Origin of the sequence: Streptomyces sp. Pv4-95, assembly GCF_045782725.1 — a bacterium.
GTDB lineage: Bacteria > Actinomycetota > Actinomycetes > Streptomycetales > Streptomycetaceae > Streptomyces.
Genome location: NZ_CP127172.1, coordinates 4,312,348 through 4,325,721 on the forward strand (window position 1 = coordinate 4,312,348; position 13,374 = coordinate 4,325,721).

Sequence of the window (13,374 nt, forward strand, 5' to 3'; positions counted from 1 at the left end):
TCGCCGTTCGCCTGCCGTTCAGCGGCGGCCTGCCGCGTGGCCGCCCTCGGAGTCCCAGACCGCGACCACCCCCGCCTCCACCTCCGCCTCCACCTCCGCGGCGGTCCGGCGCTGCTCGGCCGCGGCCATCAGACCGCTCGCCGTGAGGGCGCTCAGCGGATCGGCGGCCTCGGCCATGAGCCGGGCCGCGTCGGCCGGACCGGTCTCCGGCGGAATCACCAGCAGGTCCCAGCGGCCGGTGCGGTAGGAGAGCAGCAGCAGTTTGTGCGGGTCCTGCTCGGCCGTGAACCAGCCGACGCGCATCACATGGCCGTCAACAGGCACTTTCCGCGGGATGACCGACCAGAACGCCGGGTTCACCGTGGCGTGCGTGATCCGCCCCCACAGCGGGTCGAGCGCCCTCGCCAGGACGGGGAGTTCCGCCGTGAGGTCGCGGGAGTGGGGCCACCAAGCCCCGTCGAGCAGGGCCGGAGCGGTGCCGGCCGGTGCGAGCGTGAGGCGAAGAGCGAGAGAGGAAGTCCGGTCTTCCGTCGCCGGCGTGTACAGAATGGTCGCGGTCATGACGCGAACCCTGCCCCGGGCGGGTCTGAATCGCCCGGTGTCGTGAATCGCCGAAAACGACACGGGCGTGGAAGCCGGTGTGCGAAATATCCTCGGTATCTCCAGAATACTCCCGAAACAGCTGGCCAGGCCGATGCGATGCAGGAGTTGGCGCCCGATCATTCGGCCCGAATGATCGACCCGAAGCGAGCCATCACGCGCCGAATGTGAAGGCACACGACAACGACCCCGGCGTATTCAGCACCGGGGTCGCCCTTCCGGGCGGTGACACGTGAGAGTGCACCTACCCACATCCCATTTTACCGCGAGGGAGGGCCGGGCCGGCTTCGGCGGGCAGGCGGCGGGCTTGGGTGAGCCTCCCTGCGCACGATGAAGCCGATGCGGTCCTCTCTTATGCGGAGGAGCCGACAGGGGGAGCCGTCGATGGCCAGGCCCGCCCCAGTGAGGCTCCTGTTCGAGACCCCTTGCCGGCGGCCGGAGACCTCAAACCGGCTCCGGCCGCCGGCAAGGGGGTCTGTTGCAGGGCTGTGACAGCCGATATCTCATCGCAACCTGTCTGAACAAGTTAAGCGGCCGATGCGTGTCGGGAGCAGCTGTCGTCAGCAGGCCCTGCCCGGGCGGCGAGAGGGGTGAGGCGGCAGCGGTACGCGACTCCGATGGACAACCCTGGCCATTTTGTCGCAGGTAGAAGGCATGTCATGCTGTCCGCCCGGCTCTGCTGCGGTGGGTGTTCCGATGCCCGACGCAGCGGGCATCGCGCTTGAGGACGGCGCCACCGGCCGCCTCGCCCTTACGGGAAACAGCCGCCGAAGCACCGGAACTGTGCACAACTCCGGCCAGCCGGACCGGCCTTCACAGCGCGGTGGGGGCCGCCCCCACGGGCGCTCCGCGACGCCCGCCCCCACGACCAGGAAGCGGACGATATGCGACCGGTAGGCAGCAAATACCTGCTGGAAGAGCCGCTCGGGCGCGGCGCCTCCGGCACGGTGTGGCGAGCCCGCCCCACCGGCACACAGGACACGCCGACCGGCACCGAAGCGCCGGAGGCCACCGTCGCGATCAAGGTGCTCAGGGAAGAACTGGCCGGCGACCCCGACGTGGTGCTGCGCTTCCTCCAGGAACACTCCGCGCTCCGCCGCCTCACCCACGCCAACATCGTGCGCACCCGCGACCTGGTCGTCGAGGGCGACCTGCTCGCTCTCGTCATGGACTTCATCGACGGCCCCGACCTGCACCGATACCTGCGGGAACAGGGCCCCATGGAACCGCTCCGAGCGGTCCGGCTCACCGAACGCATAGCGGACGCCCTGGCCGCCAGTCACGCCGACGGCGTGCTGCACCGCGACCTCAAGCCCGCGAACATCATGCTCGCCGACACCTGTACGGACGACGCCGGCGACATCCGGCCGATGCTCACGGACTTCGGCATCGCACGCCTGGCGGACGCCCCCGGCCTCACCCGCACCCACGAGTTCGTCGGAACGCCCTCCTACATAGCGCCCGAGTCCGCGCTGGGACACCAGCCGACCTCCGCCGTCGACATCTACAGCGCCGGAATCCTGCTCTATGAACTGATCGCGGGACAGGCCCCCTTCCAGGGCGGCACCGCCCTGGAGATACTCCACCGCCACCAGAGCGAGGAGCCCGAGCGCCCCGCGGGATTTCCCCAGCCCGTCTGGACCGTCGTCGAGCACTGCCTGCGCAAGGACCCCCTCGAACGCCCCAGCGCCGCGAGCCTCGCCCGTGCCCTGCGCGCGATCACCGCGGAGACCGGCGAACCGGCCCTCCTGCCCGAGTCGACGGCCGATCCCGCCGCGCTCCTGCCCCCGGACCCGCAGCCCACCCTCCTTCGCGCCCCGATGCAGCCGCTGCGTACGGACACCGTCGTCACCGGGACGCCCCACGGCGGAGACGCAACGGCAGGCGGGGCAGGAGCCGTGGCGGAGCCGCCTGAGAGCCGTCCGCAGGAGCGCAACGAGGACGCGGCGGAAGCCCCCTCCTCCGGCCGCCCGCCGAACTGCCCACACTGCGGAGCAGCCCAGCCGGCTCCCGAGGCCGCGGCTGATCCCCGAAGTCCGTCGGCCCGTACCGGGGAGGCCGGCCGCCCCCGCCGCCGCATCCTCCTCAAGACATCCCTCGCACTCGTCGTGACGCTCGTCCTCGCGGGTGTGGCCGTCTGGAGCATCCCCCCTCTGCACGACTGGGTGACCGGGGGCGGGAGCATGCGACACCAGATCGGCCACTGGTACACGAGCCTGAAGCACTGGGCCGGGTCGCTCCGCTGAAGCCGGCCCGGCGCGAAGCGAGACGAGGGCCGGGCTCGGAAAACGCCCTTGCACCCCTGCCGGCCCGTCGCGACCCTCGTCCGGGACGAGAAGCAGCCGTTGCCCTTGCCGCCGTTGCGGTAGGGATCCCCGGCCGTGTCCCGTACGACCACGTCGTTCCTGCCGTCCCCGGTGCGGCCGTTCCCGGTCGGGTCGCCGGGAGCGGTCAGCACGCCGTACGCGCTCCACCTGGTCCCCAGCGATGCGTGACTGTCGGCCGGTGTGTAGGCGCCGCCGCACTTACCCGCGTACCGGCGCGGTTCCCCGCCCGGTATCCGTACGAGCATCTCGGCGCAGCGGTCGCTGCCCATGTCGCCGAACGGGACGGCCATCGAACCGGCCGGCCAACCGGAGCCGGAGTGCTTCCAGTTGAGGACGCCCTTGCCCTCGGCAGGCGTCGCGGTCAGTACCCAGCCGTACATGCCGTTGCAGGTGTAACTCCCCGCGCCGGTCCTCCCGTCCCAGAGGACGACCGCCTCCGTGCTCCCGCTTCCTGACTCCCTGCGTACGGCCTGGCCCGCCGCGTCCTTGGCGCGCGGGCGCAGTGCGCCAGAACGACGGCTCGAATCCTGAGCGGCGCCAGGGGAGTTGGCCCGGCTGCCGTCAGAGACGCGTATCGGACGACCGGCCCCAAGGGGAACCGCCGACCGTCGCGCCAACGGGTGTCCCGGCACGCAGCGGCCAAGCTCCGATCGGCTGTGTTCAGCCTTCGGCCCAGGCTTCTTCTTCCTCGCGTGCGGTGTCGTACGCGCGTCGGGCGGCGGTCACTGCCGGGAAGTGCTCGCCGGACCAGTCCGTGATGGCGCTGAAGAGCGGCGTCAGGGTGCGGCCCAGGTCGCTGATCTCGTACTCGACCCGCGGGGGGATCTCGGCGTGGTACGTGCGGATGACCAGGCCGTCGCGTTCGAGCCGGCGCAGCCGCTGGGTGAGGACCTTGGGGGTGATGGTCGGCAGATACCGCTGCAGCTCGTTGAAGCGCAGCCGGCCGTGGTGTTCCAGGACCCACAGGATCGGTGTGGTCCAGCGGCTGAACACCAGGTCGATCACCGGGTTGATCGGGCACGCCTGCTCAATGGCATCGGCCACGGCTCCTCCTCTCCCTCCTGCCCCGTGATCATGACCAGGGCACTTTCCCATAGGAAACCACTATACCGAGGAAACTAGCCTGGTGGTGTGCACAGCGGCTCCGCTTCGTCCGGGTCGCCGATGCCGGCCGCGCCCCGTGCGGGTGAGCGGTCCCCTGACGACCAAGGAGGCACCACCATGACGTTCCCGACACTCCCCACCCGCGAAGGCGACCGGCCGCACACGGGCCCCGAAGTCCCCCACCTGCAGTTGAGCCAAACCGGCCCCGCCGAGGCCAGGGGCGAGCTGCTGGAGTGGATGGACGCCGCGCTGCCCGGCACCACCTGGGGCCGGAGCAAGGTTTCCGCTCCCAGCTCCCGCGCGCTGTTCCTCGACGGCACGGCAGCCGCCCCGGGTGCGGTGCTGATGCCGCCGGGCGGCGATGAGGAGTTCGCGCACGTGCACGCCGACGGCAGTCTCCACCTGGCGCTGGACCCGGCCGACCACGCGGCATTCCTCTCCAGCGGCTGGGGTGAGAAGCACCCGCTGTACGACCACGGCATCAACGTCGTGATGCTCTACGCCCCACGCGACCAGGCCGAACTGGCCGTGGCCAAGACGGTCATAGGCGCTTGCTACGCCTACGCGACGGGCCGCGCGCCGCTCTCCGACCCGGCTGCGCTCTGACCCTCCCCGCCCAGCGTCCGCTCCCTCCCCGGTAAATCCCCTCCGCATTCCGACTCTCCACCGTCCCTCTCCGGCCCTGACCGGTCGGCCGCCACGAACCGAAAGGCCCTTCTGATGCGTAACTCCTCCTCGACCGCGCCCGTTTCCGCCGCAACGCCCGCCCCGTCGGCCGCGGTGCCCGCAGCACGGACGCGCACGGTGGTGGGCAAGGCGATGCTTTCGCTGGTCGCCCTCTTCACGGGCGTCTCGCCCTACCTCGCCGACTGGAACCACACCCACGTGCTCAATCCGCTCTGGCCCGCGCACGCCAAGTTCCACAACGGCCAGACGATGGCCATGGGCACCCTGCTGGCCCTGGCCACGCTCTACTTCGTGTGGCGCCGCCGCGGCGACGCCGGTTCCAACCTGCGCGCCGCGGTCGCCTTCGCCGGCCTGTACTGGGTCAGCCAGGCGGCAGCCATCCTCTATCCGGGCGCCGCGTACTTCGATCCCCGGTTCGATACCCCGGGCATGTACATCGCCGGCCTGCCGGTGCAGGCCGTCATCGAGATCGTCGCCCTGGCACTGATCGCGGGAGCGGCCCTCCTCTCCCGTCCGACGCCGGCCCCCCGGCACGTCCACAAGCAGCAACTGACCCGGAACGCGCAGCCAGAACCTGCCGGCCCCACAACCTGCCTGAACGGGGACGAGTTCCACCGCTGAAGCTCCATCGGGAGTGCTCCGCAGCGGAGTTGGGGCGGCGGTGAGATCCGCATCGGCCGTCAGCGGTACGGGGGTGGGCCGGGCCGCCTCGCCGGTTCAGCCGGCGAGGCGGCGGCAGGGAGGTTCAGGGCAGGAGAACGGCCTTGCCCTTGTTGCGGCGGGCCTCGATGTCCCGGTGGGCGGTGGCGGCCTGGTCGAGCGGGTACGTACGCCACACCGGCACGTCGAGTTCACCGGCCGCGGCCAGTCGCACCAACTGCGGCAGGGAGTCCTCGGCAGGGTCGGCGCTTCCGGCGCTGAAGCGCACACCGTGCTCGGCGGCGGACATGTCGGCGATGGTGATCACGCGCGCGCTGTCGCCGGTCAGGGCGACGGAGTCGGCGAGGACGCCGGCACCGGAGGCGTCGAGGACGAGGTCGACCCCCTTAGGGGCCGCGGCCTTCACCCGCTCCGCCCAGCCGTCGCCGTAACGGACCGCGGTGGCGCCCCGCGCGGTGAGGCGCTCGACGTCGTGCTCGCCGACGGTCCCGACGACGGTGATGCCGCGTGCGACGGCCAGTTGTACCGCGATGGTGCCCACACTGCCCGCGGCGCCGTGGACGAGCAGGGTCTGCCCGGCCTGCGCACCCAGTTGCCGCAGGACACGGGACGCGGTCTCGCCGACCGTGACCAGCGACGCGGCGACCTCCCACGGCAGGGTCCGGGGCCTGGCCACCGGCCGCTCCAACAGGGCGTACTCGGCGTAGCTGCCGCCGACGACGGCACCGAGGACCTCGTCCCCCACAGCCGCACCGGCTCCCTCGCCGACGGCATCGACGACACCGGCCGCGTCCAGACCGGGAATCACGGGGAAGCGCGCCGGGGCGGCCTTCGCCATCAGACCGGACCGGATCTTGAGGTCGAGGGGATTCACGGAGGCGGCCCGCACCCGGATCCGGACCTGGCCCGGCGCGGGCTCCGGCGGGGTGACCTCGGACGGCCGCAGCACCTCGGGCGCGCCGTAGTCGGAGAAGGTGATCGCTTTGGACATCGGAAACTCCCGGGTTGGGGCGAGGGGGGAGGGACCGCACGCGCGGTGACTCACGGTGCGGTTGCCTCGGCGGAGTCGTCGCCGCTCAGGCGGTGAGGGTGGGGTAGTCGGTGTAGCCGCGGTGGTCGCCGCCGTAGAAGGTGGCCTTGTCGGGGTCGTTGAACGGACCGCCGGAGGCGAGGCGCCGGGGCAGGTCGGGGTTGGCCAGGAACAGCGCTCCGTAAGCCACCATGTCCGCGCTCCCGTCCTCGATCAGACCCAGCGCGTCGGGGCCGGTGGCGTCGGGGTAGGTGAAGGGGTTGAGGACGAACGTGCCGGGCCAGCTCTTGCGCAGGCGCGGGGTCAGATCGCGGTTCGGCCCTTCCATCAGGTGCAGGTAGGCGAGGTCCAGGCCGGCGAGCCGGTCCAGCAGGGCGAGGTAGATCTCGTCCGGGGCGTCCTCGGAGATGTCGTTGAACTGGTTCCCGGGCGAGATCCGCAGGCCCACCCGGTCGCCGCCGATCGCCTCGGCCACGGCGGTGACGACCTCGACGGCGAAGCGGATCCGGCCCTCGGTGGTGCCGCCCCAGCCGTCGGTGCGGTGGTTGGTGTTGGGCGCGAGGAACTGGTGGATCAGGTAGCCGTTGGCGCCGTGCAGCTCCACGCCGTCGAACCCGGCCGCGACCGCGTTGCGGGCCGCGTCGGCGAAGTCGGCGACGGTCTGCCGGATCTCCGCCTCGCTCAGCTCCTTCGGCGTCACGAACTCCTTCGGCCCCTCATGGGTGAAGACCCGCCCCTCGGCGGTCACCGCCGACGGCCCCACCGGCACCAGCCCGTCGGGCAGCAGGCTCGGGTGCCCGATCCGGCCGGTGTGCATCAGCTGCGCGAAGATCGCGCCGCCCTCGCGGTGCACGGCGTCGGTCACCGTCCGCCATGCCCGCACCTGCCCGGGCGTGTGCAGGCCGGGGGTGTCGGGGTAGCCCTGGCCGACCGGCGAGGGCTGGATGCCCTCCGTGACGATCAGCCCGGCGGCGGCGCGCTGCGCGTAGTACGTCGCCATCAGCTCGGTCGGCTCGGCGCCGGGACCGTGGGCGCGGCTACGGGTCATCGGCGCCATCACGAGGCGGTTCGCCAGGCGCGTGCCGCCCAGGGCGATCGGATCGAATGCAGTGGTCATGGGTCTGTCCTCCGGGTCGGTGGTGCTCCGCGGCCGGGCGCTCACGAGCCCGCACCAGCAGTTGCCTGCCTGAACAAGTAAATCACCTGTCCGAACAGGCAACCACCCCGAATCCATTCCCGCCTTCCCCTGTGAAGCACGCAACAGGTCGCCATCAGCCCCTACGCGCCCTGGTGCCGGCGCAGGTGCCGCCAGCTGTTGCATCGGAAGGTAGGCTTAGGCTGCCCAAGCAGGAAAGTGAGATTCGATGACGCAGTCCACGCCGGAAACCGGGAAGGGTCCCGCGGAGGCGGGGCAGGAGGTCACCGTTCCGGTGCCGGCCGCGGCCGGCGGCGGGCCGGTCAGTCACGCGATCTTCCGCCTGGCCCGCCTGCACCGCATGTTCGCCGGACAGCTGCTGCGCCGGATCGGCCTGCATCCGGGCCAAGAGCTGGTGATGATGCATCTCTGGGAGCTGGGCCCCCAGCGGCAGGCCGACCTGGTGCGGCTGATGGACTCCGACGCCGCCACCATGACCCGCACCGTCCGGCGCCTGGAGCAGGCCGGCTTCGTCCGCCGCCGCCCCTCGCCCACCGACAAGCGCGCCTCACTCATCGAACCCACGGCGGCCAGCCATGCCCTGCGCCGCGAGGTCGAACAGGTCTGGACCCACCTGGAGGACCTCTCCACCGCGGGCCTCTCCCCCGACGAGCGAACCGCCGCCCTGCACACCCTCGAACGCCTGGAACAAAACCTCGTCCAGGCCGCCGCCGACCCCGACAGAGCCGCCGGGGAGGGGGACTAGTACCTCGACGCCTGCAAGGCGCTCAAGGCGCTCAAGGCGCTCAAGGCGCTAGGCCGTCGGCAAAGGGGGATACGCGAAATGGGGATTGACCACCCATCAACGGCCATCCGCAGCGCGACCGGCGTCTCCCGCGGCACCCTCTCCAAGAGCGGCGCATCGACCACCAAGAGCCCCGGACGAAACAAGGCCCAGGTCGTTGACCTGGGCCTCAACTATGGAGCGGGTGACGGGAATCGAACCCGCGCTCTGAGCTTGGGAAGCTCATGTTCTACCATTAAACTACACCCGCGCGAGCCGCCTCCGATGGAGGGCGGAGCATCGTCGCACACTCTACCCCATAGCCGTTCTGCGGTGTATTTGGCGTGTCCGAAGGGTGTGGGGGCGGGCGTTGAGGCCGGTGTGCGGCCGGTGTTGAGGCGGGTGTGGTCGCCGGGGCTCGCGGGGTGGGATGCGGGTGTGAGGTAAGGGAGTTGGGGCGTACCGTGGGGCCGCGGAGTGCCGCGTGGAGTGGCGCCCAGTTCATCCCCTAATGTGGCTTTTGTTGTCCACGCAGTTGGGAGAGGGACCTGATGGAGCGCACCGTCGTACGTTGTGCCGAGGGGCATGTGTTCAGCACCGCTTCGTTCCCCATGCAGACCACCGACCGGCTCGGTCCCGGACGGTTGTTGCGCTGCCCGCGCTGTGCGCGCCTGCGGCATTCGGTGCCCGTGGAGCACGCCAAGCGGTAGTGAGCGCAGCGGTAGCAGGCGGTAGCGAGCGAAGGCTGTGAGTGAGGGCCCGGTCCCCCTGGTGGGGCCGGGCCCTCGCCGTGCGGTGGGGGCGGCCCGGACGCGTATCCTCATCTGCGTGCTTCTCTCAGACAAGGACATCCGGGCCGAGATCGATGCAGGTCGGGTGCGCATCGACCCCTACGACGAGTCGATGGTGCAGCCGTCCAGCATCGATGTGCGGCTCGACCGCTATTTCCGGGTGTTCGAGAACCACCGCTACCCGCACATCGATCCCGCGGTGGAGCAGCTGGACCTGACCCGCGAGGTGGTGCCGGAGGGTGACGAGGCGTTCATCCTCCACCCCGGTGAGTTCGTGCTCGCCTCGACGTACGAGGTCATCACGCTGCCGGACGATCTGGCCTCCCGGCTGGAGGGCAAGAGCTCGCTGGGGCGGCTGGGACTGCTGACGCACTCCACCGCCGGGTTCATCGACCCGGGATTCAGCGGGCACGTGACGCTGGAGCTGAGCAATGTCGCGACGCTGCCGATAAAGCTGTGGCCGGGGATGAAGATCGGTCAGCTGTGCATGTTCCGGCTGACCTCGCCGGCCGAGCACTCCTACGGCTCCGCGCACTACGGCTCCCGCTACCAGGGGCAGCGCGGCCCGACGCCGTCCCGGTCCTTCATGAACTTTCACCGTACGCAGGTCTGACGGATGCGGCGGACCCGGCGGACCGGAGAGCCCGAGGAGTGCTCCGCGGTCATGGGTCCGATGAGTACGAGCAGGTGTGGGGAAGCGCCGATAGGTGGCGTGTGGACAGCGAAGGTCTGAGAGAGATACGTGAGTGACGTGCGGGAGAACCTGACGTACGAGCGCTTCGGCGGTGCGATCCGCGAGCTGGCGCAGACGATCGCGGACGACGGGTACGAGCCCGACGTCGTGCTGTCGATCGCCCGGGGCGGCGTCTTCGTCGCCGGCGGTCTGGCGTACGCCCTGGACTGCAAGAACATCCACCTGGTGAATGTGGAGTTCTACACCGGCGTCGGTACGACGCTGGAGATGCCGGTGATGCTCGCGCCGGTCCCGAACGTGGTCGACTTCTCGCAGAAGAAGGTGCTGATCGCGGATGACGTCGCGGACACCGGCAAGACGCTGAAGCTGGTGCACGACTTCTGCCAGGGGACGGTCGCCGAGGTACGCAGCGCGGTCATATACGAGAAGCCGCATTCGCTGGTGAAGTGCGAGTACGTGTGGAAGCGCACGGACGACTGGATCAACTTCCCGTGGAGCGTCGAGCCGCCGGTCGTGCGCCGGGAGAACCAGGTGCTGGACGCCTGAGCCGCTGCCCGGCCGCGGGGGGTGTGGGGCGCCCGCCTCCCCGCCGTCCGTCGCTGTGTTGACCGATGGACTGATGGGGCATCAGTAACCCTTTCGCGTAAGCGAGTTGGCGGACGGGCCCGTCTTCTTGCGCGCCTTTCGGCCAATCCCGTTCCGGGTGTTCCGCCGGTGGCTACCTCCGAGTAGAAACCGGCGGTAACAGCAGACCGGAGGGGAGGCCCAATGGTGCGTGCGAGACGTGAGTGGCCGGCAGGTGCGCGGCGGTGGCGGCGGAGGGGGCGACGGTCGCGGCCGGGGCTGGTGGCCGCGGTGGCGGCCTTGACGGTGGCGTTCACCGGGGCGGTGGGCGGCGCCGGATCCGCCGCCGCGGTCCCGGCCGCCGCCGGGGCGGGCACGGCGGTGGCCGCGAAGCCGCTGCCGCCCGAGCTGGAGAAGGTGCGGGCGCAGCAGGCGGCGAAGCTCTACGGCGATCCGGCCGAGCGGCCGGTCGGCGAGCGCAAGACCTCGTTGATCTCGCTGGGTGACAGCGAGATCTCCGGCGAGGGCGTCGGGACGTACGAGCCGGGGACGAACGGGCCCGACAACTGGTGCCACCGGTCGCCGGACGCGGCCATCCACCGGACCGGGATCGCGGCCGATGTGACGTACAACGCGGCCTGCTCGGGCGCCTACAGCGGCAATATCCGGATCGGCGGCAGCAAGCAGTACGCCGATGAACTGGTGCAGAGCGACAGCCTGGCCATCGCGGCCCGCAACACCCGGCTGAAGATGGTCCTGCTGGTGGCAGGGGCCAACGACGACCTGCAGTTCGGCCCGGTGATGACGGACTGCGTCACCCGCTGGTTCCTGCTCCAGGGCACCTGCGAGACGAAGTACCGGCCCGGGTGGCAGGCCCGGGTCGACGGGCTGGTGCCCAAGGTCGAGCAGACGGTCGGCGATCTGCGGACGGTGATGCGGGACGCGGGGTACGCGGACGGCGACTACCGGCTCGTGGTGATGTCGTACCCCAGCCCCATCGGGCCGGACGTGGAGGACAACCCGTCCTACCCGGGGAAGCTGCCGGGCGGGTGCACGGGCTACACCTCCGACGCGGGCTGGGGACGCAACAGCGCCGTGCCGGGCTTCGAGAAGGGCATGCGGAAGGCCGCGCGGGACACCGGCGCCACCTACCTCGACGCCTCCCGGCTCTTCCACGGCCACGAGGTGTGCATGGAGGAGACCTGGGCGCGCGGGCTGTACGTGGACATCACCAACCCGTTCCCGCCCGACTCGAACTCGGTGCGCCAGTCCTTCCACCCCAACGCGCGCGGCCACGGCGCCTTCGCGTCGTGCCTGACGCAGCTCTACACGTCGGGGCTGCGCGAGGCGTCCTGCGCCGACCCGGCGAGCACCGGGCAGCCGAAGCTCTTCGCGGGGGCGTGGGACGACATGTACCGGCCGCTGAAGAACGCCGGGACGGGCAGCTGCGTGGACGCGACCGGCGGCGCCAGCCGCAACGGCACGGCGGTCGTCGGCTGGGACTGCAACGGGGAGCGCCATCAGAGCTGGTGGCTGGACCCGCAGCAGCGGTCGGTGCACGTGGAGCTGACGCACGACCGGTGCCTGGACGTGCCGGGCGGGCGCTACGAGCCGGGGGCGGCACTGGTGCTGTGGAACTGCTCGGGCGCGGCCCATCAGCAGTTCGTCCGGGCGGCCGGCGACACGCTCCGGCCGGCCGGAGCGCCTTCGCTGTGCCTGACGCTGGACGCGGCGAAGGATCCGCTGCGGCTGCGGGCGTGCGACGGTTCGGCGGCGCAGCGGTTCGTCTGACGCAGGCGTAGCGGTTCGTCCGAGGGGTGGTGCGGTCGCCGGTGGCCCGGCCGGGGGCGCCGGCGGCCTCCGCCCCGGATGAGCGCCGTGGCATGGCGAAGGGCCCCGCTCGCAGGTCGGAGCGGGGCCCTTCGTCGTACGGCCGGTCGGTGGGGACGGCTACAGGGTGCCGAGCTTCACCAGGGCCAGCAGGGCGACCAGCTGGATCGCGGAGGCGCCCAGTGCCTTGGGCCAGGGCAGGTCGTGCGACTTGTTGACCATGGTGGTCAGCAGGAAGCCGGTCGCCAGCCAGGTCAGCCAGCCCAGAACCTGGACCAGGGTGCTGTCGCCGCCGAGGAACATCGCGAAGAGCAGCCGGGGCGCGTCGGAGACCGTCATGATCAGCATCGACAGGCCGATGGTCGGCGCCCAGGCGCCGTCGCCGCCGAGCTGGCGCGCCAGGGTGTGGGTGACCGTGCCCAGGATCAGGCTGCCGATGACGAACATCACGCCGGTCATCAGCACCCACGGGATGCTGTTGGAGAGGGTGGCGTTCAGCACGTCCTCGCGGGCCTTGTCGAAGCCGAAGACCGCGAGCAGGCCGTAGACGAAGCTGACGATCAGGGCCGGGGCCCACACCGAGTGGTCACGCATCTGCCAGAACGTGGCCGAGGGGCGCAGCACCATGCCGGAGAGGAGCTGCTTCCAGTGCAGCCGGGGGCCGGTCGGTGCCGTCGTCTGGCCGGCGCGGTAGACGCCGCCGTCGGCGTACTGCCCGTCCTGGCCGCCGTCGTAGCCGCCCTGCGGGCCGTAGGCGTCGGGCGCCTCCCCGACGCTGAACTGCTGTGTGTGGCCCGGGTTGTTGTCGTTGGTGTACGGCGCGGACGGCTGCTGTGGTGGGTAGCCGTCCCCGAAGTACTCGGGCTCGCCGTGCTGCGCCTGCGGGCGGCTCTGCGGCTGCGTCTGCGGCCGGCCCCCGTAGTGCTGCTGCGGCTGCGGCGTCTGCTGCCACTGCCCGTGCGGAGGCGGGGGCTGCTGCCCGTACGGCCCTTGCTGCCCGTACGGCATCTGCTGCCCCTGCTGCTGTCCGTCCTGCGCGGCGCGGGCATCCCGTCCGCGACCCATCCTGAATCCAGCCACGTCATCGAAAGTACCTGGTCTGGGTGGCTTCGGTGGCGGAGCCGGGCACTGGGCGGGGGTTTGCTGCTGACCTGTGACATCCCCTAAG

The 13,374-nt window shown here is 71.1% G+C and carries 12 protein-coding genes and 1 tRNA gene; 7 read left to right on the top strand and 6 right to left on the bottom strand.

Annotated elements, in window-relative coordinates; translation table 11 throughout:
* Window positions 1–18 precede the first annotated feature (18 nt).
* On the bottom strand, window positions 19–561 hold the full coding sequence (locus tag QOM21_RS18885; protein ID WP_407551622.1) for a DUF5994 family protein: 543 nt from the start codon (window positions 559–561) through the stop codon (window positions 19–21).
* Between the two features lie 923 nt (window positions 562–1,484).
* Here QOM21_RS18885 and QOM21_RS18890 point away from each other — a divergent pair.
* A complete protein-coding gene (locus QOM21_RS18890) occupies window positions 1,485–2,846 on the top strand; it encodes a serine/threonine-protein kinase (RefSeq protein ID WP_407551624.1) in 1,362 nt (453 codons plus the stop codon).
* A 741-nt stretch (window positions 2,847–3,587) separates the two neighbouring features.
* Here the strand turns inward: QOM21_RS18890 and QOM21_RS18895 are convergent.
* Window positions 3,588–3,971 carry a winged helix-turn-helix transcriptional regulator gene (locus QOM21_RS18895; protein ID WP_407551626.1) on the bottom strand — a complete coding sequence of 128 codons (384 nt, stop codon included), beginning with the start codon at window positions 3,969–3,971 and terminating at the stop codon, window positions 3,588–3,590.
* Between the two features lie 177 nt (window positions 3,972–4,148).
* Here QOM21_RS18895 and QOM21_RS18900 point away from each other — a divergent pair, with 177 nt between their 5' ends.
* Entirely contained in the window at window positions 4,149–4,637 is a 489-nt protein-coding gene (locus QOM21_RS18900; RefSeq protein WP_407551628.1) for a luciferase family protein, read from the top strand.
* A 114-nt stretch (window positions 4,638–4,751) separates the two neighbouring features.
* A complete protein-coding gene (locus QOM21_RS18905) occupies window positions 4,752–5,339 on the top strand; it encodes a DUF6640 family protein (protein ID WP_407551630.1) in 588 nt (195 codons plus the stop codon).
* A gap of 124 nt (window positions 5,340–5,463) precedes the next feature.
* Here the strand turns inward: QOM21_RS18905 and QOM21_RS18910 are convergent, their stop codons facing one another.
* Together QOM21_RS18910 and QOM21_RS18915 are read right to left on the bottom strand one after the other, a co-directional pair.
* On the bottom strand, window positions 5,464–6,369 hold the full coding sequence (locus tag QOM21_RS18910) for an NADP-dependent oxidoreductase (protein WP_407551631.1): 906 nt from the start codon (window positions 6,367–6,369) through the stop codon (window positions 5,464–5,466).
* 85 nt (window positions 6,370–6,454) lie between these two features.
* On the bottom strand, window positions 6,455–7,525 hold the full coding sequence (locus tag QOM21_RS18915) for an alkene reductase (protein ID WP_407551632.1): 1,071 nt from the start codon (window positions 7,523–7,525) through the stop codon (window positions 6,455–6,457).
* Between the two features lie 247 nt (window positions 7,526–7,772).
* Here QOM21_RS18915 and QOM21_RS18920 point away from each other — a divergent pair, with 247 nt between their 5' ends.
* Window positions 7,773–8,309, top strand: a complete 537-nt coding sequence (locus QOM21_RS18920) for a MarR family winged helix-turn-helix transcriptional regulator (RefSeq protein WP_407551634.1) — start codon at window positions 7,773–7,775, stop codon at window positions 8,307–8,309.
* A 215-nt stretch (window positions 8,310–8,524) separates the two neighbouring features.
* Here the strand turns inward: QOM21_RS18920 and QOM21_RS18925 are convergent.
* Window positions 8,525–8,598: transfer RNA gene (locus QOM21_RS18925), tRNA-Gly, on the bottom strand.
* A 557-nt stretch (window positions 8,599–9,155) separates the two neighbouring features.
* On the opposite strand from QOM21_RS18925, the gene dcd reads away from it, so the two are divergent.
* The 3 genes from dcd (at window position 9,156) to QOM21_RS18940 (ending at window position 12,167) form a co-directional block, all read left to right on the top strand.
* Window positions 9,156–9,731: a dCTP deaminase gene (dcd, locus tag QOM21_RS18930; RefSeq protein ID WP_393893181.1), complete on the top strand. Its 576-nt coding sequence runs from the start codon at window positions 9,156–9,158 to the stop codon at window positions 9,729–9,731.
* 129 nt (window positions 9,732–9,860) lie between these two features.
* The gene (locus tag QOM21_RS18935) at window positions 9,861–10,358 is read left to right on the top strand and encodes a phosphoribosyltransferase (protein WP_407551636.1); all 498 of its coding nucleotides are present in this window, start codon (window positions 9,861–9,863) and stop codon (window positions 10,356–10,358) included.
* 222 nt (window positions 10,359–10,580) lie between these two features.
* Window positions 10,581–12,167 (top strand): ricin-type beta-trefoil lectin domain protein, encoded by a 1,587-nt coding sequence (locus QOM21_RS18940; RefSeq protein WP_407551637.1) that lies wholly within the window; start codon window positions 10,581–10,583, stop codon window positions 12,165–12,167.
* Window positions 12,168–12,326: 159 nt separating this feature from the next.
* Here QOM21_RS18940 and QOM21_RS18945 read toward each other — a convergent pair whose 3' ends face one another.
* Complete coding sequence (locus QOM21_RS18945; RefSeq protein WP_407555720.1) at window positions 12,327–13,271, bottom strand: Yip1 family protein; 945 nt, start codon at window positions 13,269–13,271, stop codon at window positions 12,327–12,329.
* Window positions 13,272–13,374 lie beyond the last annotated feature (103 nt).

What these genes read in the sequence shown, in the direction of transcription:
- QOM21_RS18885 (WP_407551622.1), bottom strand. Translation starts at nt 561, where the DNA reads ATGACCGCGACCATTCTGTACACGCCGGCGACGGAAGACCGGACTTCC.
- QOM21_RS18890 (WP_407551624.1), top strand. Translation starts at nt 1,485, where the DNA reads ATGCGACCGGTAGGCAGCAAATACCTGCTGGAAGAGCCGCTCGGGCGC.
- QOM21_RS18900 (WP_407551628.1), top strand. Translation starts at nt 4,149, where the DNA reads ATGACGTTCCCGACACTCCCCACCCGCGAAGGCGACCGGCCGCACACG.
- QOM21_RS18905 (WP_407551630.1), top strand. Translation starts at nt 4,752, where the DNA reads ATGCGTAACTCCTCCTCGACCGCGCCCGTTTCCGCCGCAACGCCCGCC.
- QOM21_RS18910 (WP_407551631.1), bottom strand. Translation starts at nt 6,369, where the DNA reads ATGTCCAAAGCGATCACCTTCTCCGACTACGGCGCGCCCGAGGTGCTG.
- QOM21_RS18915 (WP_407551632.1), bottom strand. Translation starts at nt 7,525, where the DNA reads ATGACCACTGCATTCGATCCGATCGCCCTGGGCGGCACGCGCCTGGCG.
- QOM21_RS18920 (WP_407551634.1), top strand. Translation starts at nt 7,773, where the DNA reads ATGACGCAGTCCACGCCGGAAACCGGGAAGGGTCCCGCGGAGGCGGGG.
- QOM21_RS18940 (WP_407551637.1), top strand. Translation starts at nt 10,581, where the DNA reads ATGGTGCGTGCGAGACGTGAGTGGCCGGCAGGTGCGCGGCGGTGGCGG.
- QOM21_RS18945 (WP_407555720.1), bottom strand. Translation starts at nt 13,271, where the DNA reads ATGGGTCGCGGACGGGATGCCCGCGCCGCGCAGGACGGACAGCAGCAG.